This window comes from Pontibacillus chungwhensis BH030062 (assembly GCF_000770675.1).
GTDB classification, from domain to species: Bacteria; Bacillota; Bacilli; order Bacillales; family BH030062; genus Pontibacillus; species Pontibacillus chungwhensis.
The window spans coordinates 378,906-403,676 of the sequence record NZ_AVBG01000001.1 but is presented as its reverse complement, the minus strand read 5'-3'; the positions used below and the strand labels follow the sequence as shown (position 1 = coordinate 403,676).

Below are 24,771 nucleotides of genomic sequence, written 5' to 3'. Positions count from 1 at the left end.
AGTATGGAAAGAACAAAGATCGGTATAACCTGTTATCCGACAGTTGGAGGATCTGGTGTTATCGCGACAGAACTCGCAAAATTATTAGCTGAAAAGGGGTATGAAATCCACTTTATCACATCGAATATCCCGTTTCGGTTAAAGCGAATTTATCCAAATATTTATTATCACGAGGTAGAGATGACGCATTACCCGGTCTTTCAATATCCCCCGTATGACTTGGCTTTAGCTAATAAAATGGCTGAGGTCATTAATCGAGAGAAGATAGATATATTGCACGTTCATTATGCAATGCCTCATGCGATCTGTGCCATATTGGCCAAGGAAATGATTCATCACGATGTGAAAATTGTAACGACTTTACATGGAACGGACATAACAGTTCTTGGAGTCGATCCGAGTCTACAAAATATGATCCGATTTGGAATCGAACGCTCTAACCGTGTTACAGCGGTATCCAGAAGCCTCGTCAATCAGACGAAAGAAATGCTTAATGTTGAGAGGGAAATGGATGTTATTTACAACTTCGTGGACGAACGAGAGTATCGTGAGCGGGATGAGTCTCATTTGAAAGAAGAATACGGTATTGAAGAAGATGATAAAGTTATTATACATATTTCGAACTTCCGCCAAGTGAAAAGAGTTCCTGATGTCATAAAATCTTTTAAAACAATCCGTGAAAAATCTAAAGCAAAACTTCTTTTAGTTGGGGATGGACCGGACTATTATAAAACTTGTCAACTTGTTAACGAACTTGGCTTAAGGGAAGACGTATTATTTCTCGGTAAACAAGAAAATGTCTCTGAACTTCTTTCTTTATCTGATTTGAAACTTCTTCTATCTGAAAAAGAGAGTTTTGGTCTTGTTTTACTAGAAGCAATGGCCTGTGGTGTACCATGTATTGGAACAAACATCGGAGGCATCCCAGAAGTCATTGTGCACGAGGAAACAGGATATATATGTGAGGTAGGGGACACTGAACAAATCGCCGAACATGCATTACGCCTTCTTTCAGACGATGATAAGTGGGAAGAATTTTCTCGAAAAGGGCTAGAACGTGTGCGTAGCGAATTTCTTTCTGAAACAATTGTTAAGCAATACGAACAAGTCTATTCAGATTTACTAGAGGAAAGCGTATGAATAAGCAACTCGAGAAGCCTTTCTTAGAAGCATTGCCAGTGTTGTTTATCTTGATGAAGCAAGGATATGAGGCTTATTTCGTAGGTGGATCTGTAAGAGATCATATCATGGGAAGAGAGATAGGTGATATTGATATCGCCACCTCTGCCCGCCCAGAACAAGTTCAGGCTCTTTTTGAGAAGGTAATCCCAATTGGTATTGATCACGGAACAGTAGTTGTCAATTACGAGGGGACTTCTTATGAAGTGACTACCTATAGAGTGGACGGAGAATATAACGATTTTCGTCATCCTGATGAAGTGAAATATGTGGCTACTATTGAAGAGGACTTATCTAGAAGAGACTTCACAATGAATGCGATTGCTATGAGCTATAAAGGGGAACTCGTTGACCCTTATGGTGGCAAAGAATCGATCATTAATCGTTCCATAGAAACTGTAAGAGATGCAGCGGAACGTTTTCAAGAAGACCCTCTTCGTATGATGAGAGCCCTTCGATTTACAAGTCAATTAGGGTTTACGATAAGTAGCTCTACCTTCCAAGCTGTTCAAGATTATGCTTATCTACTCGACAAAATCGCAGTAGAACGTATAGCCATAGAATTTGAGAAGTTCTTAATGGGAGATTGGGTTCAATCTTCATTTGAACATTTGATTACATCTAACCTCCCTCAGTTTATGCCTGTTTTCAGTACCCATCATGATTTGATGGCAAAAAGTACGGAGCTTAGTTGGGAACCTTTGAATGGATTAGAAGAGGCTTTTGCGATTTTCGTACTTTCTAGTCATGAACTATCTGTAACTTCATTTAGTGAACAATGGAAATGCTCAAAGAAGTTAAAAAAAGAATCAGAGGTATTGGTGAAAGCCTATAATCTGTTAAGAACCGAGCCTTTAAAGTGGGTTGTATATCAACTCGGGGAAGAACGTTTAATCTCTTTTAAAAGAATTTTATCCATATTGGGTGACCAAGAGGATCAGGTGGAAACCTTAAGGCAAACCTTACTAGGTTTACCTATATATTCTAAAAGCGGACTTTCTATTTCTGGGAACGATATTAAAAATTGGTTTCCTGATCAAAAACCAGGACCATGGATAAAAGAACATATGGACAAGGTTGAGCGAGCTGTTGTAATAGGGCATCTTAAAAATGAGAAGGAAGCAATTGAAATGTGGGTGAAGCAATGGAATCAACAAGAGGGAAGCTGATTGAAATACTATCCAATCATCCAGAAGAATATCTTTCTGGTCAAAAGCTTTCACAACAATTAAATATTAGCCGACCAGCTGTTTGGAAACATATGAAAGAATTAGAGAAAGATGGTTATGGCATTGAGGCTGCTCCAAGAAAGGGATATAAAATTATGACATTTCCTGACAAAGTTAGCTCGAATACTCTTTCTTGGGGATTAAAGACCAGGTGGTTAGGTCAAGAGATGATCCATAAACCTAGCGTAACGTCAACGCAAGTTATTGCTCATCAAGAAGCACAAGCTGGAGCTGTACATGGTACGGTTATTGTAGCTGATGAACAAACCAAAGGACGTGGTCGTTTAAATCGTTCCTGGCATTCACACAAAGGGGACGGAGTATGGATGAGTATTATTTTGCGACCGAAGTTTGAGCCTCATAAATCCCCTCAAATTACACTTCTGGCTGCTACAGTTTTAGCTGAAGTGTTTAAGACATATTGTGGAATTTCACCCCAAATCAAGTGGCCAAATGATTTACTAACGGGTGGAAAGAAACTCTCAGGTATCTTAACAGAACTTCAGGCCGAGCAAGATCAAATTAATTATATCGTACTCGGTATGGGGATTAATGTTAATCATGGTGCAGAACAGTTTCCGGAAGAAATTGTGGACCAAGCGACCTCATTAAAAATTGAAACAGGAGAGAGCTGGGAGATACACACCCTTATACAACAAATTTTAAATACGTTTGAAAAACGATATGAGGAATTTATTGAAGAAGGTTTTAGAAGTGTAAAACTTCGTTGGGAAGCCTTTGGTTATCGAATCGGTGAACATGTTGAAATCACTACCCATCAGCAAGAATGGAGTGCTTTAATCATGGGGATTGAGCATGATGGAGCGCTTAAGGTTCGGGATGAAGAAGGAAAAGAACATGTATTGTATTCAGCAGAAATTAAGTGGAGAAGGGGAGAAATATAATGCTTACCCATACAAAGCTTAAAAAAATGAAAGAAGCTAAAGACCCAATTGTCATGCTAACGGCATACGATTATCCAACAGCCAAGTTAGCTGAATCATCGGGCGTTGATATGATTTTAGTTGGTGACTCATTAGGTATGGTGGTTCTAGGATATGAATCTACCATCCCCGTAACAGTAGATGATATGATCCATCATGGGAAAGCTGTACGCAGAGGAGCTAAAGAGACCTATATGGTTGTAGATATGCCGTTTATGTCCTATCATGCTTCTCTATCTGAAACAATGGAGAATGCCAGGCGGATAATGCAAGAGACAGGAGCTCAAAGTCTTAAGCTTGAAGGAGCGGGTGATGTGCTTCCTGTTATGAATAAACTAACAATGGCAGGAGTACCGGTTGTGGCTCACCTTGGACTAACACCTCAATCTGTAAATGTATTAGGTGGTTACCGAGTTCAAGGAAAAGATATAGAAGCAGCTGAAGCTCTTATGGAAGACGCAAAGCAAGTAGAGAAAAATGGGGCGATTGCTTTAGTGTTAGAATGTGTTCCTAAACAGCTTGGTGCTTTAATTCAGGAAGAATTATCAATTCCTGTAATAGGGATAGGTGCAGGTGAGGGAACAGATGGACAAGTACTTGTCTTTCATGATGTGGTAGAGTTTGGTGTAGATCGATTACCTAAGTTCGTTAAGTCATACGCTGACCTTAACGGAAGCATAACAAATGCTTTATCCACCTATGTTCAAGATGTGAAGAATAAATCATTCCCTACAAATGATCATAGCTTTCAAATGAAAGAGGAACTTATTCCTTCTCTTTACGGAGGAACACGTAAATGAAAGTAATTAAAAGCATCTCAGAGATGCAAGCTTATATGCGAGAAAAGGTTAAAGAAGGTAGAGTAATTGGTTTTATTCCTACTATGGGTTACTTGCATGAGGGGCATCAACAGCTCATGAGAGAAGCAAAAAAAGAATGCGATTTTGTTGTGACGAGTATCTTCGTTAACCCACTACAATTTGGACCAAATGAAGACTTCGATCGATATCCAAGAGATGAACATCATGACCTAAAGATAGCGGAACAGGAAGAAAATGATATTCTATTTTTCCCCCATGTAAATGAGATGTATCCAAATGAGCAGTCAGTTAACATGACCGTTCATAAAAGAGTAAACGCTCTATGTGGCAAATCCCGAGTAGGACATTTCGATGGAGTTGTTACGGTATTAGCAAAGCTCTTCAACATCGTGATGCCTGACAAGGTTTATATGGGAATGAAGGATGCTCAACAAGTAGCTGTTGTAGATGCACTTATTGAAGATTATAATATTCCAGTAAAGCTCGTTCCAGTTCCAACAGTAAGAGAAGAGGATTTCTTAGCTAAAAGTAGCAGGAATGTTTATCTAAATGCGATAGAAAGAGAAGAAGCTCCCTATCTATATCAAGGTCTTTTACATGGGAAATCTTTGATTGAAGAGAATGTCGAAAAGTCACCTCAAGCTGTTATTGAGGCTGTTTCTCACTTCATTAAAACACATACCCATGGTAAAATAGACTATGTTGATGTCTTGTCATATCCTCAACTTGAGTCATTAGAAGTTTGTAGGGGAGACATGATTATCGCTGTGGCTGTTCATTTTGAAAAAGCCAGGTTAATTGATAATATTCGAGTATACCAGTAACGGATATATATAGGGGGAGAAGAGATGCTACGCACCATGATGAAATCGAAAATTCATCGGGCCCGTGTGACAGAGGCAAATTTGAATTATGTGGGCAGCATTACGATAGACCAACACATTTTAGAGAAAGTTGGTATATTGCCTCATGAGCAAGTGCAAATTGTAAATAATAATAATGGAGCTCGTCTAGAAACCTACGTAATACCAGGTGAAAGGCACAGTGGAGTGATCTGTTTGAATGGAGCTGCTGCTCGACTTGTGCAACCTGGTGATATTGTAATAATCGTTTCTTATGGACTTTTAAGTGAAGAAGAATTAGAAACCTTCCAACCTAAAGTAGCCATTATGAATGAACAGAACCAAATCGAAGAAATGATCGAACAAGAAACACCATTAACGATCATGTAGAGGGTGTCCCTTTCAAGAGGATCGCTCCCCTATACAAGTAGCCCATTCATGACTTTTTAGATTATGTGGGTAAAGTATTGGGGGCATCTTCATTTGAGTGGTACAGCCTCTTTATTTTTTGAATATAGATACTATTTAGCATGCAGCAAAGAAGGTGAACAAATGGCGAAGTTTGTAGTTGTTGATTTGGAAACAACGGGTCATAGTCCGAAAAAAGGTGACAAAATTATAGAGATTGGTATGGTCACGATTGTAGATGGCGTCATAACTGATCAATATAAGTCGTTCGTCCACCCCGAACAACCCATTCCGAGCTTTATTAGTCAATTAACAGGCATTCAAGATTCAGATGTTCAAGGTGCGCCGTTATTTGATGAGATTGTAGAAGACGTCGTATCCCGGTTAGATGGGGCCTATTTTGTGGCACACCATGTAGAATTTGATCTTGGTTTCTTAGATTATGCTATTAGAGAAGTTACAGGTAATAAACTATCTATGCCTGTTATAGATACTGTAGAATTAGCGCGTATTCTCATGCCACAAGCTCCTGGATACAAATTAGGGCAGCTAGCGGAGTTTTTTAACGTTTCACACAAAGATCCCCATCGTGCGCTTGCGGATGCCTATGTGACGGGAGAAATCCTCTTAAAATTATTACATAAAGCTAAAGGTCTTCCTTATGAAACGTTATCACACTTACTACAGCTTGAAGCAAAATTGAAAAGTGATGTAAGCGAGCTATTACAAGGAATCGTTAATGAAAAAGCCTTCAGTTTAGATCATACAGAAATGGATTTATTCAGAGGCATTGCTGTTCGTAAACAAGATGAATTTGATGAGGTTTCCCATACATCTCAAGAAAGTTTTGCTCCTTTCTTAGAGAACACATTTAAACAAGGCGGCTATCTTCACAAGCATATGGATAAGTATGAGGACCGAAAAGGCCAGAGGGAGATGGCTACCACGATCTATGACGCTTTTCAGTCACAAACTCATGCGATGATTGAAGCAGAAACCGGAACTGGGAAATCACTTGGTTATCTTATCCCTGCCCTATATGAAGCAATGGAAACAGGGGAAAGGGTGGTGGTGAGTACCCATACCACTCAATTGCAATCACAACTTGTAGAAAAAGAACTTCCTTTTTTACAATCAGCATTACCGTTTTCTTTTTCATCTGCATTATTGAAAGGGAAGCAACATTATTTAAGTTTGAAAAAGTTCGAACATGAACTCTTCTCACCTACCTCTGACAATTATGATGTCGCCTTAACGAAAGCGATGATTTTGGTGTGGTTAACTGAAACGACTACAGGTGATCGAGATGAAATTCAATTGCCCTCAAGTGGTCAAATCTTTTGGAGAAAAGTATCCGCTGAAGCTGAAGGGTATGCAGATCCTAAGTCACTTTGGTATCGTATGTCCTTTTATCAACAGGCTAAGAAACGTGCACAGAAGGCGGACATTATCATTACGAATCATTCCTTACTATGCACAGATATTATTCGTCAGAATGGTCTTATAGCTTCCTATAAGAAAATTATTGTGGATGAAGCGCATCACTTAGAATCTTCAGCTGCTAAACACTTTGGGTTAAGACTTGATTACGTAACCATTCAGTATTTAGTCAATGAGATGGGTGGAAATCAAAACGGTGATTGGATGCATAACGTTTTATCAGCGTACCCTGAGCTATCGCTGCGTTTAGATATACGTAAGTGGGATAAGTATATGCAGCGTATAAGGGAAGAAGCGGATGAATTGTTTCGATTTATCTTTTCTTATGTTGTAAAAAAACATAATGCTGAAATTACTTTAAATGATGTTGGTCGTTTTCAGTATCGTTATCAAAAGGATCAAGAGGATGTTACAACTTGGAATACGATTGAAGAGATGACTCATCGTGTATCGTTCTATATGCGTGACGCGATTCAGTTTCTTCATCAATGTAAGCAGTATATTACCATGGCGGAAACAAGTAATGAAGCTACAAGGTGGACAGAAGATATTACGATGTACATGGAGCGCTTAGAAACCATTATAAATGGCCTTCAGGAGCTACTGATTGAAGATCAAAAAAACCTTGTAAAGTGGATTGAACTAGAGGCTTATGGGGCAAAGAATGCGGTTTTCCTTTACAGCGAGCCCATAGAGGTGGCATCCATGCTTTCTGAGCATTTCTTTGATAAAAAAGAAAGTGTCATACTCACAAGTGCTACTCTAACCATGAAGGATTCTTTTTCGTTCATGTTAAAGCGTTTAGGATTATCAAACGAAGACACGATTCAATATAAAATCCCGTCACCATTTCTTTATGACGAACAAGTTCAGTTGCTTATCCCAAATGATTTTCCAAGTGTGAAATATGGAGAACAGGAAGCTTTTATCCATGCTACATGTGAAGCCATATATTCTTTAGCAGATGTAACAGAGGGCCGTATGCTTGTGTTGTTCACATCCTACGATATGTTAAAGAAAACGTATTATGTCATGAAGGATTTTATGGACCAAGAAGAATTTATGCTGATTGCTCAAGGGATATCAAGTGGAAGTCGAACACGTCTTAAGAAGAACTTCCAAGCATTTGATAAAGCCATACTTTTTGGTACGAGTTCTTTTTGGGAGGGTGTTGATATTCCAGGAGAAGACCTTACGTCTCTTGTTATTGTTCGTCTTCCATTTCAGCCTCCTGATCATCCAGTTTATGAGGCAAAGTCACAAAGCATAAAAGAGTCAGGGAAAAATGCTTTCATGGAACTTTCATTGCCAAATGCAGTGCTTAGATTTAAACAAGGGTTTGGGCGATTAATACGCTCTAGTTCTGATCGAGGTATTGTATTCGTTTGTGACGATAGGATTATGAAAGCTAAATACGGAAAGTATTTCTTGGATTCAATCCCTGAGCTGCCTGTACATTTTGACAGCACCACTAAATTAATTAAGCAAGCTAAAGACTGGCTATAATAGAGTGATGAGAAAACGCACATCCTAATGGCATAGTTTAAGTAAGGGTGTGAATGGTATGAGAATATTGCTTATCATGTTTCTCATTGTTATCTCTTTTCCTAGTCACCATGTAGATGCAGAGAGAATGTTATTAGATAAAAATGAAGCGATATTTGTTTTTTTCTCACTTCCAGATGGAGAAGCCATGCTCATTCAAACTGGGAGAGGAAAAGATTTTCTTGTGAACACAGCTTCGAAAGAAAGTGAAGATGATCTGTTAGCACAGCTTTCAAATATAGGGGTAGATCAATTAGATTCGATCATCCTCACTAATCAAGAAAAATCAACCTGTGGAAATACTTCAAGAATTGTAAAAAGGTATCACGTGGAGTCTGTTATTCATGGAGCTGATTTAGAAGAAATTTGTTCTAAATCGAACAATCATGCTAAGGAAGTTATTTGGAAAGAAGGAGAACTTCATGAATTGAACCCTGGTTTGTCTGTTCGAGTCTTGCCTTCAATGGGAGAAAGTGACATGAGTTTATTCTTTATGTATGGGAAGACATCGCTTATGTATTTAGCTAGCGGTGAGTTAGAATTAGAGCAAAAAATAGCCGACAGTTATCCTTTAAAAGCTGAAGTCATTAAGATTGCGGATTATGCACGTACACAGTCGCCTACGCTTCATTTTTTAGAAGAGGTTGATCCTCATGTAGCAATGGTGTTTCCATTGCAGGGATCACGTCCTAATGAGGGACTTTTGGAACGTTTGCATGAATCGTGGATTGAAGTATATCAGCTCAAGAATACAGGAACGACTACAATTCTTTGTAATTTAGAGGATTATGAAGTATTATCTTAAAAAATGCTCACTTCTTGTGGGCTTTTTCCCTTTTCTATAAAAAAAACTGCACGATATAACTTCGTGCAGCAAGAATGGGTTAGGAAGAAATTTTTGAAAAATGTGTAGCTTATCATCAAATTGTCAATGGATCATTGTTATAATAAAAAGGTGCTTTCCATTGGTGTACTTTTATGATGTGCACCGCAAGAGGGTTTTATGTGATCCAGATTTTGATAAGCACATGCAAATATCGACAAGACAGACGGAGGGTTATTATGGAAGGACAAAAGGTTGAAGTGATGTCTACAACTCGGGTTGAGAAATCCAATGACTTATACAAGATCGTGGATTCTTTAAATCGTACACTGAAAGATCAAAATTTAATGTTTGGATTAGCATTGGATGAGAATGATGAGAATACGGCCGTATTTACCATCTATAGAACATAAGTCGGGGAAAGTTTTATTAACCGTTATCATTGCTGTTGTTCTGCTGACCGGATACCTTGGTTATCTTTATTATACAGTTCAAAATGATAAAACAGAGACTTACGCAACATCGAAACAAGTAGCTCAAAAAGAAACCCCGTTAATGTCCGTAAATTCAGTTTCTCGCTACCATGGAATGCATCAATATGATATAGTAGCAGGCGTGGACGACAATGGAGTAAAAGGATTTGCCTTTATTCCCGTAACAGATGAAAAAGAAGAATCTGTAACATATGTTACGAATACGGATATGGTTGTTGAAGAAGAAATGCTTAATATTTGGGAGGACCAATGTGCTAATTGCACTTTCATTGAGATTACTCCTGCAATACACCAAGGTGTGCCACTATGGGAAATCACTTATAGAGATGAAAACAACCGTTATGTATTTGACTATTATAAAATGGAAAACGGAAAGCGATTTGAAGTTTTTCGTTTACAACAATAGACGTATAAGAGGAGGGCATATGGAATGGAATTAGCAAAACGCGTTCAAACGTTAACACCTTCAAGTACACTTGCTATTACAGCGAAGGCAAATGAACTTAAGTCTCAAGGCCACGATGTCATTGGCCTAGGAGCAGGGGAGCCTGATTTTAATACCCCGGAGCACATATTAGATGCTGCTAAGAATGCGATGGATAAAGGGCATACGAAATATACTCCATCTGGAGGCATTAAACAACTCAAGCAGGCCATTGTAGAAAAGTTTGAAAATGATCAGGGCCTTACATATGATCCCGACCAAGTGATCGTTACTACTGGTGCTAAACATGCTCTATATACATTATTTCAAGTATTACTTAACGACGGCGATGAAGTCATTGTTCCTGCTCCATATTGGGTGAGCTATCCTGAACAAATTAAGCTAGCTGGAGGGAATCCAGTTATCGTTTCAGCTCAGGAAGAGAACCATTTCAAATTGACCCCTGAACAATTAGAACAGTCTATTACAGATCGTACGAAGGCTGTCATTATCAATTCACCGTCTAATCCTACAGGTATGGTTTATTCTAAAGAGGAGCTAACAGCGCTAGGGGAAGTGTGTAACCGTAAAGATATAATGATTGTTTCAGATGAAATTTATGAAACGCTTATATACGGTGGCGTTTCACATACTTCCATTGCTCAACTATCTGAGGAGTTAAAGGAACGTACCGTTATTATTAATGGTGTTTCTAAATCACATGCTATGACAGGATGGAGAATTGGATATGCTGCTGGGAGTAAGAAAGTAATCAAAGCTATGACAAATCTTGCTTCCCATTCTACGTCAAATCCAACAACAGTAGCTCAATATGCTGCTTTAGCGGCTTACACATCTTCTCAAGAAGAAGTGATGACCATGAAGGAAGCATTCAGTCAGCGACTAGAGAAACTTTATGAATGGGTAACAGCGATTCCTGGTATTACGTGCGTGAAGCCTCAAGGCGCATTCTACTTGTTCCCAAACGTTTCAGAAGCGGTACAACTCACAGGCTTTGATTCTGTTGACGATTGGGTAAAAGGAATTTTAGAAGAGGAGAAAGTAGCACTTGTGCCGGGCTCAGGTTTTGGAGCTGATCAAAACGTTCGGTTATCTTATGCTACATCTCTTGACCAATTAGAAGAAGCAGCAAAACGTATTCATCGTTTTGTAGAGAAGCATCAATCTTAAGTTTTTTGGAGGGAAAGAAAGTGAAAACAACTATTTCTCAAGCACATAAGCATGTTAATGAGGAAGTAACAATCGGCGCGTGGTTAGCAAACAAGCGCTCAAGTGGTAAGATTGCTTTCTTACAATTACGTGATGGAACTGGATTTATCCAAGGCGTAGTTGTGAAAGCAGATGTAGAGGAAGAAGCATTCAATCTTGCGAAAAGTGTAACGCAAGAATCCTCGTTGTACGTAACAGGAAAAATCGTAGAAGATACAAGATCTCCTTTTGGATACGAGATGCAAGTTAGTTCTCTTGAAATCATTCATGAGGCTGTTGATTACCCAATCACACCAAAAAATCATGGTCCTGAATTCCTTCTTGATCATCGTCATTTATGGTTACGTTCAAAAAAACAGCACGCCATTATGAAAGTACGTAATGAAATCATTCGTGCAACTTACGAATTCTTTAACAATAATGGTTATACTAAAATTGACCCACCAATCTTAACTGGGTCATCTGCTGAAGGTACAACTGAGTTGTTCCATACAAAATATTTTGAAGAAGATGCTTATCTTTCTCAAAGTGGTCAACTTTACATGGAAGCTGCTGCAATGGCATTTGGCAAAGTATTCTCATTTGGCCCTACATTCCGTGCTGAGAAATCTAAAACTCGCCGTCACTTAATCGAGTTCTGGATGATTGAACCTGAGATGGCATTTATGGATCATAATGATAGCCTTGAAGTCCAAGAGCAATATGTCTCACATGTTGTACAATCTGTACTTGAAAATTGTAAATTAGAATTACATGCACTAGAGAGGGATACTGAGAAGCTTGAAAAAATTCAAGCCCCATTCCCTCGCATCACCTATGATGATGCCATTCAATTATTAAAGGAAAAAGGCTTTGACGATATCGAATGGGGCGAGGACTTTGGAGCTCCACACGAAACGGCCATTGCTGAGAGCTATGATAAGCCTGTATTCATTACGCATTACCCATTAGACATTAAAGCCTTTTACATGAAGCCTGACCCAGAGCGTCCGGATGTGGCACTGTGTGCTGATTTGATCGCACCAGAGGGTTATGGTGAAATTATTGGTGGAAGTCAGCGTATTGATGATTTAGAGCTTATGGAACAACGTTATGAGGAGCATGGGCTTACTGGTGACGCCTATCAGTGGTATTTAGAACTACGTAAATACGGAAGTGTTCCTCACTCTGGTTTCGGTCTTGGACTTGAGCGAACAGTTGCTTGGATCACAGGCATTGAACACGTTCGCGAGACTATTCCGTTCCCTCGTTTATTAAACCGTCTATACCCATAAGACAATAAGCGATGTTTATTGTAGTAAAAGCTCCCAAAGTTTGGGAGCTTTTTCATTCATTGGCTGTCGGTTTTAATCGTTAATCATGTTACAATCAGTGGATGGATAACTTCGGTGTAATCAAAGGTAGAGGTGAGCAGGACAATATGAACGGAATCGCAACGTTAATGAAAGAACAGTTAGCATTACCAAAAAGATTATTAACCAATTACAGGCATCTAGGACTAACAGAGAGTGATGTTATGGTGCTTTTACACATCCATCGCTTTCAAACAGAAGGAAATGATTTTCCTACACCTTCAGAACTGTCTGAATTTCTTTCTATAAATGAATATGAATGTTCCCAAGTTCTTAGAAAGTTAATTCAAAAGAGCTATCTTTCAATTGAACAAAATACAAACGAAGAAGTGCTAAATGAGGTTTATTCGTTAAATGGCCTGTGGGAAGCACTTCTTGAAGAACAAGAAGACGAATATCGTACGAAACAAGACGATCCGGAGCAGCCTAATATGTTTGTTTTGTTTGAGCAAGAATTCGGGAGAGCCTTGTCTCCATTTGAAATTGAAACGATTAATATATGGATTGATGAAGATCATCAAGAGCCCGCACTCATTAAAGCAGCTTTAAGGGAAGCGGTGCTAATGGGGAAATTGAACTTTAAGTATATTGATCGCATTTTACGCGAATGGAAGAAGAAAGGGATTCGTTCTGTACAAGATGCCAGAGAGGCCAGTAAATCATTTAGAAGTCAACAAGGGAAGTCAAATCAAACTTCTGAGGAACAAAGTTCTCAGCGGGATGTTTCCATTTATTATAATTGGCTTGATGATGACGCATAGGAGAAAGGGGAGAGGAGATGCTGAATCGTTCCCAAATCAAGATTGTTTTAGATTCATTAGAGAAGATGTTTCCAGATGCGGATTGTGAACTAGAACATGAGAACCCTTTTGAGCTTCTTGTTGCTGTAGTTCTGTCAGCTCAATGCACAGATGCTTTGGTCAACAAAGTGACAAAGGATTTATTTAAGAAGTACAGGACACCAGAAGATTACGTGAACGTGCCACTAGAAGAACTTCAACAAGACATCCGTTCAATTGGCTTGTATCGAAACAAGTCTAAAAATATCAGGAAGTTAAGTCAAATGCTAATCGATGAATATGACGGGGAAGTACCATCATCAAAAGAAGAGCTAGAGAAATTAGCTGGGGTAGGGCGTAAAACAGCAAATGTAGTAAGTGCTGTGGCCTTTGGAGAACCAGCCATTGCGGTTGATACACATGTTGAGCGCGTGTCTAAAAGGTTAGGGATATGCAGATGGAAAGATTCTGTGCTTGAAGTAGAGAAAACACTTATGCGTAAAGTTCCAAAAGAACAGTGGAGTGCTACTCATCACAGAATGATTTTCTTTGGAAGGTATCACTGCAAAGCTCAAAATCCACAATGTGAGGTATGCCCTTTATTAGAACTATGTAGAGAAGGGCAAAAGAGAATGAAAAAAGTAAGTAAGTAAAAAGATCGATCCTAGAAGGATCGATCTTTTTTTAATTATTATTTTCTTCTGAATCGTTTTCTTCTTCATTTGTATCGCCTGAAGACTGGTCTTCAGAGTCTGGTTGGTCATCTGTATTGTCTTCTTGTTCTTGATCTTGATTAGAATCGTTATCTTGGTTGTTGTTATCATTACCTGCATCATTATTGTCCTGATTGTTGCCGTTACCGTTATTGCCTTGGTTGTTGCCATTGCCATTATTGTTGCCATTATTGTTCTCGTTTTGGTCATTTTCGTTTTGATTCTTTTCTTCATTTTCTTCTTCACCGTCTAACAGATCATCTACATTTTCATCCTCTTTTTTAGGAACTTCAATCTGAACAGGTTTTGGTGAACTTGTATTAGCACCATTTCGTTCACTAACAGCAAAGACTTCAAAGGAGTAAGCCTCTCCAGGCTGAACATTAGGAATTTGTATTTTGGTTTCCTTAATGCCTTCTGTAATCGTTTGAGGCGATTGTCCTCTAGTTGCTCCTTTTACGGTAAACGTTACGGGACGCTTTTCATCTTGTTTATATTTCCAGGAAAGGGTGATGCTTTGCTTTCCTTGGTCATAGTTAGCCTGCAAGCCCTCAACAGGGTTTAACTGATCATAGGCTTGTGACCTATTTGTAGGTTCTGTCCCTTTTACAAATAGCTCGTATCGGATTAGGTTGCTCGGTGTATACTCACTTGGGAGTTTAGCAGGACTTGTGCCAGCTTCTACTTTAGATTCTACAACAGAAGAAGGCTTTTTGAAGTCAGCTGTTTCGACCCCTTGTGAGATATGGGTCATGAGTTGTCGGAAGTAATTGTGTGGAATATTCGTATACCCTTTAGGTATTGAACGTTTGTTATTTCCGTAACCCGCCCAAGCTGCAATTGTGTAGTTTGTTGTATAACCAGCAAACCAAGAGTTGGTGTCATCGTTCGTTGTTCCGGTCTTACCGGCAACTGGAAGTCCAGGGATGTTGGCTGCTGTTCCTGTACCAGATGTTACGACATCTCTAAGCATATCTGTAACCATATAAGCAGTTGAGTCATTCATAGCTACATTTGATTTAGTTTTAAATTCAATTGGTTCGCTTCCGTCTTGAAACTCGATTCGCGTAACAGAATACGATTCATTATGAACTCCTTCATTACCAAATGCACTATACGCTTCGGCTAACTCAAGTGGAGTTACTTCTTCACCGCCACCGATTGCATTCGTCTCATAAAAGCTAGGTTTTGTAAATTCAATACCTAATCCTTCAGCAAAGGATTGAGCTTTATCAAATCCAACTTCATTAAGCGTTTTGACTGCCGGCACGTTTAAAGATTTCTCTAAAGCGTACCTCATTGAAACCTGGCCCTTATATCCAGAAGTATAAGGGGTCCTAACTTGTTTATCAGGTTCAGTTTGATAATAGTATTCTTCATCAACAAGCTGATGGTGAGTCGACCACTTCAAGTACTCAATTGCAGGTCCATAATCGAGAATTGGTTTAAATGTAGACCCTGGCTGTGATCCTCCATCGATTGCATAGTTAAATGTAGCGTTAATTCCTTCTGTGTTACGTCCTCCTGCAATCGCTCTAATCGCACCTGATTTGGTATCTATGACGGCTGCAGCAGCTTGCAGTTCTTTATCAGGGAAGGAGATTCCACCATTATCATCTAAAAGCTGTTCTGCTTTTTGTTGTGCTTTTGGATCTAGTGTTGTATATACTTTAAGACCATCTTCATAGACATTCACGTCATCAACTTTACCTTGAATCTCTTTTAATACTTGTTCAATAAAGGCGTCGTACGGAATATTGGTTTCCGTTTTTTCAGATAGCATGGATTGTACTTTCACTGATTTTGCTTCTTTTGCTTCTGCTTCTGTAATTTTTTCGTGCTGAACCATTAAATCAAGAACGACGTTTTTACGTTCTTGAGCGAGATCAGGGTTCTTGTATGGGTTATAAGCAGATGGACGCTGCGGCAGTCCGGCTAATAATGCAGCTTCAGGTAATGTTAATTCATTTAAATCTTTATTGAAATAGAGTTTTGCTGCACTTGCTACACCGTATGCGTTGTTTCCGTAATAAATCTTGTTCAAGTACATGGAGAAAATTTGTTCTTTAGAGTATTTCTGTTCTAGCTTAAGTGCGAGCCATTGCTCCTGAACTTTACGCTCAATTGATTTTTTCGGGCTTAAGAAGGATCTTTTAACAACCTGTTGCGTGATTGTACTTGCTCCTTGAGCTCCAAACCCTTCTGTTATATTGGCATAAATGGCACCGCCAATGCGCTGAAGATCAATACCAAAGTGATCAAAGAAACGAACATCTTCTGTTGCGAGGACTGCATTTTCTAACACTTGTGGGACATCTTCATAAGTTATCTTTGTTCTTTTCTGAGTCCCGAGTTCAGCAAACAGATCTCCGTTTACATCATACAGCTTGGTTGAATACGGATCAGATAATTTCGCTTCATCTAAATTAGGTGCACCTTGGACATAGTAGACAAAAAGACCACCGCCTAAGAGAGCTCCTACTAAACCTATAATCAATAACGTGGTGAAGATTCGTTTAAATACCGATTTCTTCCCAGATTGTTTGCTTTGCTTTTGCTGCTTCTTTCTAGCAGCTCGAGATTGGCTATTTTCGGCCATTTCCCATCTTCCTCCGTTCTAAAAGTATAAGTCATCCAAAACGTGCAAATAATCTACACGTATATGATACTTAAGTGAGATGATATACCCTTTTGTTACAATCTCTTGATAGGGGATTGATTTTCTTCCCCCATCTTTTTGTCGTTCCCAGTAAGGGAAAAGTTTCTCTGCCTCGAGAAAATACGTTTCTCCTAGAGTGGAAAATCGAATAATTAAAAAGCAGATTCCCCCATGTTCACATACTTGTTTCATATGGTCAATTTGGTGTTGGTGAACATTAGCAAGAGGGAAGGATGTTTTGTTTTTAGTTTCCTTCGCTTCAAAATCAATATACCTACCCTTGTAAATTCCGTTGTAGTCTGTAGTGGAAGCTTGTTTGAAGTACGCTTCCTTAATGACAGCAGCACTGCGCTTAGGGAAATCTACATTGACGATCTGTACGGGGGTAGGCTTCTTATGGATGACAGCTCGGTTTAATTCTAAATAGGCTTTATTTGTTTGGTTAATGTCTTCTTCTAACGTCATGCCACGATTAGAGAAGTCCGGTTTCGACTGAGGACGTTTCTTCCCAGGGGATGGGGAACGTCCTTTTTTTCCGTTTGGATAATTCATGAAATGTGCCCTCCCTGTGCATGATAGTATCATATCAGAAATGATAAAAAAATGAGAACAAAAATGTGAAAAATCCCTAAAACATTGCATTTCTGAATAAGTACGAGAGAGGTGATTGTTTGAATAAGACGAAACATCCTTCTTTTATTCAAGACATCATTCATGCTACAGAAGAAGGTAATAAAGATAACGTTTCAAGAACTAAATGCTATCAGGACTTCTATATGAAAAACAAGGAAATTCATTGGGCATTTCTTGCTAGCATGGTCTCAAGAAATGCTGGATGGAATATGACCGATCTTAATGTGCATCCAATGAAGGATTTACTGTCTAGAGATGTCAGGCAGCAATTATTTGCTACTTTTGAACGGGCTAACTGGCTCATATTCTCAGATGCTTACCCTCAATTACTTCTCTATAAACGATCGATTGAAAAAGGGGAACCGCTATTTCGACATTTATCAACATTAAATGTATCTCGGTTTATGATTAAAGAATGGGAAAGTTTTTGGCATACAAATGACAAGGAACGTCTTGTCAAAGCACTCATTATCAATGAACAAAATGTTATTGAAAAGCCTGTTATTCAACACCCCTTCTTCAAGAAACGAGTATTTCATAGGGTACCGTACTTATCTCAAGACTTTTTTCATTTAAGTGCTGTCCTTTTTCCTACATCAACCGGGAAACTTTACGGTGCTTCAGTTCATGATTTTACGAATATCTCTAAACGAATTGCATTGGGGAAGAAGTTATATCAATTACTATTTCATCCACAATTTTACCCCTTTTTTCACCAATTTGCTGTTCAGACGGAACCTATCGGATCAAGAACTGAGTACGAACAGTATTTCTTGTTACCAGTTGCGAAAACTCCTATGCTTAGGGTGATGTATCCTATCATACATCACAGGGATAATATTCGACCAGATTGGTACCTTTCAGGGCGTTCCGTGAAGAAAAAGTGGTGGCGAGATGAGTGTTATAAAACGACTATGGATGTCAGTCATCGCTTTTATGCTAAGCGTTTTGCTATGTTAGCGTTTCAACAGTTAAAAAGTCCACAATAAAGCACGAGCATCCACTAGTGGATGCTCGTGCTTTATTATTATTTAGCTTTAAGTAGCTGGACGATTCTCACCGTCTAGTTTAGGATTCCCATCGCCTTTAAAGTTCTCGTTGCGTTGTTTTGGTTCCTCGTTCTTTAAAGGCTTCTTTGCTTGTGTATTACGACCTTTTTTACCCATGATATCCCTCCTCGACAATAGTTTGCGACAGTTTTATGAAAACATACGAATCAAGGGGAATTTTGGCGATATTCACTTTCTTTGTAGCTTTTCTTCTAGTTTTGTCAGGTGGAAAGGGTTATTGGACCCAAGAGAGAATTCTTATATAAACAATTCTCGAGGAGGGTGCCAAATGGCGGTAGCTGCTAAAAAGATTGAAATGTTCCAAAAAGGTGTTTCCAAGTTTGAATTTGAACAAAACTGGGTTGAGCTTATGGACCGGATCGAAATGGTGGACGAGAAAGTTTCAAGAAAAGCAGATGAGGTTGTTATGACAATGGTATTGTCTCATAGGCACGAAATTGAAGATTTGCAATCAGAATTATACCGTCTCCAAAGTGAACTTAAGAAACTTCAAAAGGAACAAAAGAACGCCGTGCAACATATAGAGAAACCCACTCAATCTTCTAAAATTAAAAACCTTTGGCACCGAATTTACAAGTGAACATTGTTTATTTTCATGTTAAAGTAGACATGGGAGTGAGCAACTGTGAATTCACAATTATATGATGATATACTAAAAATAAAAGAGCAACTTGAAGTATTAAAAGTACAGTTCGTACAATCAGAAAAACCAGCAGAGAAGAAAGATAGGGCTTTATTTGAACGTGTCAAAACAGAAACAGCTCCGCTTTTTACTTTAAATGAGCGATGGGCCAACGAGGCTGAACAGTACTTAAAGCGTCATCCAGGTCAATCTGTTCACCCATTGCAATTGAAAAACACAAAAGAAAATATAGAACTTGTAATTCTTCACAGTTATTACATTGATGTTCCGAAAAAACGTTTCATGGAATTATACAATTCCATTCATTATGTTTTAGATCAACTAGTGGAAGGGTTACAAAAAGAGAGCACCGATGAATAGGTGCTCTCGAACAATGAGGTGAAGCTATTCTTTAATGGCTCCACCTTTTTTTGTGTGCATTTCTGATGGTTTGTCCTCGCCTACTTCTGCAAATCGTTTAGCAGTTAAGGGTTTTTCATTTTCGTGATTTTGACGTTTGACTTTATATCCTTTACCTCTTCCCATTACCATTCGCCTCCTTTCTGCTTTCATATTTATTATTTCTTAGGGGACGATGAACTATGCTTAACGAATTTTGAATAGGAAATATAAAAAAATTAAAATAATCATGAACGAATGGCTATACTTATTCGTTATATCTATAAGGGTCATAAAAGGGGAGTGGGTATGGACGAACAAGTTCTAAAGAGGATTAAAAAAGGTGATCAACAAGCCCTTGCCCAAGTTTTAAAAGATCATTATGAGTTTCTTTATAAATACACTGTTCAGCTTACCGGAAATACAGACGTTGCGAAGGATGTTACGCAAGAAACGATGGTGAAAGTCATACATTCTATTCACAAATATGAAATACAGGCCAAGTTTTCAACATGGATCATTCAAATTGCTACGAATATTTTTCTGGATATGAAGCGGAAGGATAAAAGATGGGAACTATATCTGAAAGAAAATAGTGGGGCAGTAGGATATAAATCAAATATGGAAAATGGCTGGTCTGAAACATTGGAAGTTCTTTCATCCCTAGAAGATAAATATCGTATTCCGATCCTCTTGAAGCATTTGTATGGCTATGAGTATAAAGAGATTGGACGGATGATTGGTTTAAAGGCAGGCACTGTTAAATCTAGGGTACATTATGGACTGGAGCTTTTAAGGAAGGAGATGCAAGGTGATGAAAAAACATAATGAAAACAACATGTTTGAGGATAAAGTGACGAACGATTTAAAGGATTTCCATGAATCCATTGATGTAGAACAACCTGACTTTAATCATCTATTGCATCTTGTTCAAACAGAACAAAATCAAAGGCATCAAGATATTTGGAAAGAGTTAATGTTTTTATGGGGGATGTCTGTGATCATTTTGGCACTGCTAGCTATCCTTTATTTTTATACACCCATTCTTTTCGGTTTGTCCCAATTAGGAGTCATTACAAGTCTTGCTGTATATTTCTACAAGGAAAAAGTGAAGGTGATGCGGTATGACCCAAGTTGAACCTCACGAAGTGCCGATCTTAGCTTGGTGTCTCATTGCATTATTATTAGTTAGTCAAAGTACTTTTTTATTCCTACAAGCTAAAAAGGTGGGGAAAGCTCCCTGGTTTTGGGCTTTAATTGGTCTAGTACAGGTCCCTATGCCCACTGTTGCATTTTTTGTAATGAAAAAGCTTTTATGGGAGAAGAGAAGATGAGAGCTGGACTAATCTTTTTAAGCTTACTACTTCAAATGACCGGGCTTGTTAGTTTCTTCATTGATGTTAAAACAGGAAGCGTCCTTTATGCCTAGTCTTATGTGCTTGTTGGCATTGTCCTGTTTATGCTAGTAAAAGATCTTCAAAAAGAGGAGGAAGAACGCAATGATTATCGTGACTACTGATTTTGTAACAGGCTCAACCATTAAAGAAGTAAAGGGGTTTGTAAGAGGGAGTACAGTTCAATCTAAAAATATTGGCCGTGATATACTTGCTGGACTTAAAAACATAGTAGGTGGAGAGATACGGGATTATACGAAGATGATGGATGAAGCTCGTCAATTAGCCATTGGGCGGATGACAGAACATGCTAAGGAAAAAGGGGCGAATGCCATTATAGCCGTTCGTTTAGAAACTTCGAGTGTAACGAGTGCGGCTTCCGAGATCATAGCTTACGGAACTGCTGTTATCATTGAAGAAACATAGAGAATAGAGGTATTCACCATAAAGTTAAAATGAAAGCCGAGAGACAATTGTCTCTCGGCTTTCATTCATTGTTTTTTACTGTACTTATTAAGACAATGATTTCTTGCCGTTTCGTATACGATATAAAATAAGGTAGAAAGCAGGAAGTAATAGTAGCGTTAAGAGTGTTGAAAACGCAAGTCCTGCCACAATAGATACGGCAAGAGGCCTAAATAAAACATCTCCACTAACGATAATAGGCACTAGTGCAGCGATTGAAGTTAAGGTCGTTAGTATAATAGGACGTATACGCGCTCTTCCAGCTTCAATGACAGCTTCAATAATAGACTGTGATACTCGGTAGTTCTGCTCAATAAATTCGACCAGAATAACTGAGTTTCGTACTACAATTCCTGATAATGATACAATACCAAGCACTGCTAAGAAGCTAAGAGGCTGATTGAAAATAAAGAGTCCAATGATCGCACCTGTTACTGCTAAGAAGACAGTACTTGTAATGAGTAAAGGCATTAACAAGGAGTTGAACTGGATTGCAATAACTAAGTAGATCAGGAACAAGATAATAACAAATAGTTTAGATACTTCAATAAAGAACTCTTGTTGAGCACTTGCCTGACCACTTTGCGTGAAAGAGTAACCAGAAGGCAACGTTTCTTCAAAATCAGATACGATTTGATTGGCATCATCTTGGAATCTATTCGATCCTTCTTCTCCATACGCTTTCAGTGTAATGGTGCGTTCTCCGTCTATATGAGGGATGCTCCCAATCTTCTCCGTTTTTTCTTCGGTGATTATTTCATTAAGTGTAATAATTTCAGGTGGACCGTTTTCACCTGTTGAAGGTGCAGCAATTTGTAAGTTACTTAGGTTAACACCTGCATCGTCCCCGTCATCTAGTAAGACTTTCATAGAATAGTTTTCAACTCCGTTATCAAATGCAGGTAAGGGGATTCCTGCGCTTGCGGATTGAATCTGAGAAGAAACTTGATCAACTGATAGATTTAAGTCAGCCATTCTCTCACGATCTAAATTATATTCAATATAAGGTTGCTCATTATTCATGTTTAATGTCACGAGTTCTGTAGATTCAAGAGACTTAATTTTCTCTTTTAAGTCATTTGATAGGCTAAGAAGCTCATCAATTTCACTACCTTGAATTTTCACCTCTACAGGAGCACTCGGGGGTGGACCTGAAACGATGGTTTCTAAGAAAATCTCTGCTTCCGGATATTCTTCTCGTAATGGTCCTTCCCATTCATTAATGAATTCGGAAGCACTCGTTTCACTTTTGTCAACCCTTACCAGGACCTGGCCTGTATATTCGCCGCTTTGTTGTAAACCTGAGCTGAATAGATTTGGCATACCGGATCCCGCAAATACGGCTGTTTCATCAATCTTGTTACTGTTTTCTTTAAGAAACTGTTCCATGTCGTTTAATTGATTCTGCGTATTATCTAATGTCGTTTCTTGGGGATAGGATACCGATATAGTAACTTCTTGCCTGTCTGCCTCTGGGAAGAATTCGAAAGGAATTCGTGTTACAAGAAGGGCTAGTAATACACATGCCAATAACCCAGAAAATCCAAAAATAAATGGTCGCTTTGTTACTCTTGGTAATACTCGGTTTGCATACGCATCTTCAATCCAATTGAAAAATGAACCGAGTATCCCCACTTTTTTGGGAGCTTCTTCTTGGTCTTTACGCTTTCGACGAACGTATTGGACCGTAGGCACTAATGTTAATGCCATGATGGTGGAAGCAATAATCGTTGTTATGAGTGTTGTAGGTAAAGCTCGTATAAAGTCCCCGTTAGACCCAGAAATAAAGGTAAGAGGGAAAAAGCTGAAAATAATCATGAGAGTAGAGGTTATAATGGATACACGAACTTCCTTTACCCCCTGTATTGTACCTTGCCATGCGCTGTCTCCCATTTGGAACCTGCGCTGAATATTGTCGTTCACCACAATGGCATCATCAACTAATATACCAATGGCTATTATTATTCCTATAATGGATATTTGATTTAAATCAACTCCAACATAAGGGAGCGGGATTAATCCAATAATGACGGATATTGGAATAGCAATAGCGACTAGAATGGCACTTGAGATTGGTAGTCCGAATAACATAATAATCAATACGGCCACTACAGATATAGCAAAAGATGTAATTAGACTTGTGAAGACTTCTTCAATGATCGTGCTTTGGGTATAGAAGCGATCAACATCGATATTTGAAGGTAAATCTTTTGATAGTGTATTTACTTCTTCTGTTATTGTATCCTGCAAAGCTGATATATTTTGACCTTCATTGGCTAAGATTGTAAAAGAAAGGGAAGGTTTGCCTTTATACGTAATAAGGTCTTCCGTCTCTTTTAACGTAAGTGATATCGAGCCAACATCATTTAAGAAAAGCGGGTCTCCATTTTGCTTCTTTCCGATTGCTAGAGATTTTAGTTGTTCCCAGTTCTCAGTTTTTTGCAACAATAGTTGGTATTGCTTTCCTTCTTCTTCAGTTGTACCAATTGCTCCAGGAGAAAGCTCCTCCCTTAATGTTTGTGTAATTTGAAAAGGCGAAACGCCTTGTTGGTTTAGTGAGTCTGAATCAAGTTCAATAAGTAGCTGTTGCTCTGGTAAGCCTTTTACTTGAACTTGATCAATCCCGCCAATATCAGTTAAAGATTCTTTCCATTTTTGGACGGTGTCACGAATGTTATAAAGATCGTTAAACTCCTCTGCTGTTAGGTGATAAGATGCAACAGCCGACATACGGAAGTCTGTTTGAACACTCGGGTCTTGAACGTTATCAGGGAAGGACCTTGATACGTCAGATACAGCTTGTCGTACTTTAGAGAAAACGGTTTGACGGTCTGCATCTCCACTTAATGTCAGGGTAACAGAAGAGAATCCAGTTGAAGAAACAGATTCTACAGTATCTATACCGGCTATATCCTCCATATCATTTTCAAATGGGTTCGTAATGGTGCTTTCCACTTCTTTAGGGGTTGCACCAGGGTAAACAGTTGAGATCGTAGCAACGTTCACATTGATTTCTGGAATCTCTCTTTTAGGCAACTGTGCGTATGTAAAGATGCCTGTAAAGATGAGTAAGAGAATAAATATCCAAACAATTTTTCGATATTTAAGTACCCAATTCATTAATATCCTCCTTTATCTCTGGTGAGAGTTTATATTACAATATTAACATATGCGACCTTTCATTATAGGTCAATTATGAATCGGTTATAATGAAATTATTTAGTGGAAACGCTTTACACCTTGTTATTTATCTCATATAATAATTATCCATTTATCTATTTTCCTGAGCAGAAAGGGCTGTCATTT

Annotated in this window: 25 protein-coding genes; 20 read left to right on the top strand and 5 right to left on the bottom strand. The window is 38.6% G+C overall.

Annotation, left to right across the window (positions count from 1 at the left end):
* The first annotated feature begins 3 nt into the window (after positions 1-3).
* From bshA to nth, 14 genes are all read left to right on the top strand, one after another.
* Positions 4-1,140 (top strand): N-acetyl-alpha-D-glucosaminyl L-malate synthase BshA, encoded by a 1,137-nt coding sequence (gene bshA / locus N780_RS01970; RefSeq protein ID WP_036779359.1) that lies wholly within the window; start codon positions 4-6, stop codon positions 1,138-1,140.
* Positions 1,137-2,348: a CCA tRNA nucleotidyltransferase gene (locus tag N780_RS01965; RefSeq protein WP_036779356.1), complete on the top strand. Its 1,212-nt coding sequence runs from the start codon at positions 1,137-1,139 to the stop codon at positions 2,346-2,348. The genes bshA and N780_RS01965 overlap by 4 nt, the downstream gene beginning before the upstream one ends.
* Positions 2,324-3,313: a biotin--[acetyl-CoA-carboxylase] ligase gene (locus tag N780_RS01960; RefSeq protein WP_036779828.1), complete on the top strand. Its 990-nt coding sequence runs from the start codon at positions 2,324-2,326 to the stop codon at positions 3,311-3,313. The genes N780_RS01965 and N780_RS01960 overlap by 25 nt, the downstream gene beginning before the upstream one ends.
* A complete protein-coding gene (gene panB / locus N780_RS01955; protein ID WP_036779352.1) occupies positions 3,313-4,152 on the top strand; it encodes a 3-methyl-2-oxobutanoate hydroxymethyltransferase in 840 nt (279 codons plus the stop codon). The genes N780_RS01960 and panB overlap by 1 nt, the downstream gene beginning before the upstream one ends.
* On the top strand, positions 4,149-4,997 hold the full coding sequence (gene panC / locus N780_RS01950) for a pantoate--beta-alanine ligase (protein ID WP_036779348.1): 849 nt from the start codon (positions 4,149-4,151) through the stop codon (positions 4,995-4,997). Before panB ends, panC begins: the two co-directional genes overlap by 4 nt.
* 24 nt (positions 4,998-5,021) lie before the next feature.
* Positions 5,022-5,405 carry an aspartate 1-decarboxylase gene (panD, locus tag N780_RS01945; protein WP_036779346.1) on the top strand — a complete coding sequence of 128 codons (384 nt, stop codon included), beginning with the start codon at positions 5,022-5,024 and terminating at the stop codon, positions 5,403-5,405.
* 162 nt (positions 5,406-5,567) lie between these two features.
* Positions 5,568-8,369: an ATP-dependent DNA helicase DinG gene (gene dinG / locus N780_RS01940; protein WP_036779826.1), complete on the top strand. Its 2,802-nt coding sequence runs from the start codon at positions 5,568-5,570 to the stop codon at positions 8,367-8,369.
* 58 nt (positions 8,370-8,427) lie between these two features.
* Positions 8,428-9,213, top strand: a complete 786-nt coding sequence (locus tag N780_RS01935; RefSeq protein WP_036779344.1) for a ComEC/Rec2 family competence protein — start codon at positions 8,428-8,430, stop codon at positions 9,211-9,213.
* A gap of 257 nt (positions 9,214-9,470) precedes the next feature.
* Entirely contained in the window at positions 9,471-9,644 is a 174-nt protein-coding gene (locus N780_RS19385; RefSeq protein ID WP_084599266.1) for a YpmA family protein, read from the top strand.
* The gene (locus tag N780_RS01930; protein WP_036779342.1) at positions 9,607-10,131 is read left to right on the top strand and encodes a cell wall elongation regulator TseB-like domain-containing protein; all 525 of its coding nucleotides are present in this window, start codon (positions 9,607-9,609) and stop codon (positions 10,129-10,131) included. The genes N780_RS19385 and N780_RS01930 overlap by 38 nt, the downstream gene beginning before the upstream one ends.
* A gap of 24 nt (positions 10,132-10,155) precedes the next feature.
* Complete coding sequence (locus tag N780_RS01925; RefSeq protein WP_036779339.1) at positions 10,156-11,340, top strand: pyridoxal phosphate-dependent aminotransferase; 1,185 nt, start codon at positions 10,156-10,158, stop codon at positions 11,338-11,340.
* Positions 11,341-11,360: 20 nt separating this feature from the next.
* Positions 11,361-12,653, top strand: a complete 1,293-nt coding sequence (gene asnS, locus N780_RS01920) for an asparagine--tRNA ligase (protein WP_036779337.1) — start codon at positions 11,361-11,363, stop codon at positions 12,651-12,653.
* A 146-nt stretch (positions 12,654-12,799) separates the two neighbouring features.
* The gene (locus N780_RS01915; protein WP_036779335.1) at positions 12,800-13,492 is read left to right on the top strand and encodes a DnaD domain-containing protein; all 693 of its coding nucleotides are present in this window, start codon (positions 12,800-12,802) and stop codon (positions 13,490-13,492) included.
* 17 nt (positions 13,493-13,509) lie between these two features.
* The gene (nth, locus tag N780_RS01910; protein ID WP_036779332.1) at positions 13,510-14,163 is read left to right on the top strand and encodes an endonuclease III; all 654 of its coding nucleotides are present in this window, start codon (positions 13,510-13,512) and stop codon (positions 14,161-14,163) included.
* Between the two features lie 31 nt (positions 14,164-14,194).
* Here nth and N780_RS01905 read toward each other — a convergent pair whose 3' ends face one another.
* The gene (locus tag N780_RS01905) at positions 14,195-16,822 is read right to left on the bottom strand and encodes a PBP1A family penicillin-binding protein (protein ID WP_036779329.1); all 2,628 of its coding nucleotides are present in this window, start codon (positions 16,820-16,822) and stop codon (positions 14,195-14,197) included.
* An 18-nt stretch (positions 16,823-16,840) separates the two neighbouring features.
* Positions 16,841-17,434, bottom strand: a complete 594-nt coding sequence (recU, locus tag N780_RS01900; protein WP_036779327.1) for a Holliday junction resolvase RecU — start codon at positions 17,432-17,434, stop codon at positions 16,841-16,843.
* A gap of 119 nt (positions 17,435-17,553) precedes the next feature.
* Here recU and N780_RS01895 point away from each other — a divergent pair, with 119 nt between their 5' ends.
* A complete protein-coding gene (locus tag N780_RS01895; RefSeq protein WP_036779324.1) occupies positions 17,554-18,504 on the top strand; it encodes a DUF2515 family protein in 951 nt (316 codons plus the stop codon).
* A gap of 48 nt (positions 18,505-18,552) precedes the next feature.
* On the opposite strand, the gene N780_RS20225 is transcribed toward N780_RS01895, so the two are convergent.
* Positions 18,553-18,681, bottom strand: coding sequence for a hypothetical protein (locus N780_RS20225; protein WP_256438005.1), 129 nt, complete (start codon positions 18,679-18,681; stop codon positions 18,553-18,555).
* A 172-nt stretch (positions 18,682-18,853) separates the two neighbouring features.
* Here N780_RS20225 and N780_RS01890 point away from each other — a divergent pair, with 172 nt between their 5' ends.
* Together N780_RS01890 and N780_RS01885 are read left to right on the top strand one after the other, a co-directional pair.
* Positions 18,854-19,165: a hypothetical protein gene (locus N780_RS01890; RefSeq protein WP_036779322.1), complete on the top strand. Its 312-nt coding sequence runs from the start codon at positions 18,854-18,856 to the stop codon at positions 19,163-19,165.
* A 45-nt stretch (positions 19,166-19,210) separates the two neighbouring features.
* Positions 19,211-19,588, top strand: coding sequence for a DUF1798 family protein (locus N780_RS01885; RefSeq protein ID WP_036779319.1), 378 nt, complete (start codon positions 19,211-19,213; stop codon positions 19,586-19,588).
* A gap of 24 nt (positions 19,589-19,612) precedes the next feature.
* Here N780_RS01885 and N780_RS19675 read toward each other — a convergent pair whose 3' ends face one another.
* Positions 19,613-19,753: a hypothetical protein gene (locus N780_RS19675; protein ID WP_156969049.1), complete on the bottom strand. Its 141-nt coding sequence runs from the start codon at positions 19,751-19,753 to the stop codon at positions 19,613-19,615.
* 162 nt (positions 19,754-19,915) lie between these two features.
* Here N780_RS19675 and N780_RS01880 point away from each other — a divergent pair, with 162 nt between their 5' ends.
* The 3 genes from N780_RS01880 (at position 19,916) to N780_RS01865 (ending at position 21,426) form a co-directional block, all read left to right on the top strand.
* On the top strand, positions 19,916-20,434 hold the full coding sequence (locus N780_RS01880) for a sigma-70 family RNA polymerase sigma factor (protein ID WP_036779316.1): 519 nt from the start codon (positions 19,916-19,918) through the stop codon (positions 20,432-20,434).
* Positions 20,421-20,744 carry a DUF5345 family protein gene (locus N780_RS01875; protein ID WP_036779314.1) on the top strand — a complete coding sequence of 108 codons (324 nt, stop codon included), beginning with the start codon at positions 20,421-20,423 and terminating at the stop codon, positions 20,742-20,744. Before N780_RS01880 ends, N780_RS01875 begins: the two co-directional genes overlap by 14 nt.
* A 361-nt stretch (positions 20,745-21,105) precedes the next feature.
* On the top strand, positions 21,106-21,426 hold the full coding sequence (locus tag N780_RS01865) for a YbjQ family protein (RefSeq protein ID WP_036779312.1): 321 nt from the start codon (positions 21,106-21,108) through the stop codon (positions 21,424-21,426).
* 87 nt (positions 21,427-21,513) lie between these two features.
* Here the strand turns inward: N780_RS01865 and N780_RS01860 are convergent, their stop codons facing one another.
* On the bottom strand, positions 21,514-24,585 hold the full coding sequence (locus tag N780_RS01860) for an efflux RND transporter permease subunit (RefSeq protein WP_036779310.1): 3,072 nt from the start codon (positions 24,583-24,585) through the stop codon (positions 21,514-21,516).
* Positions 24,586-24,771: the final 186 nt, after the last annotated feature.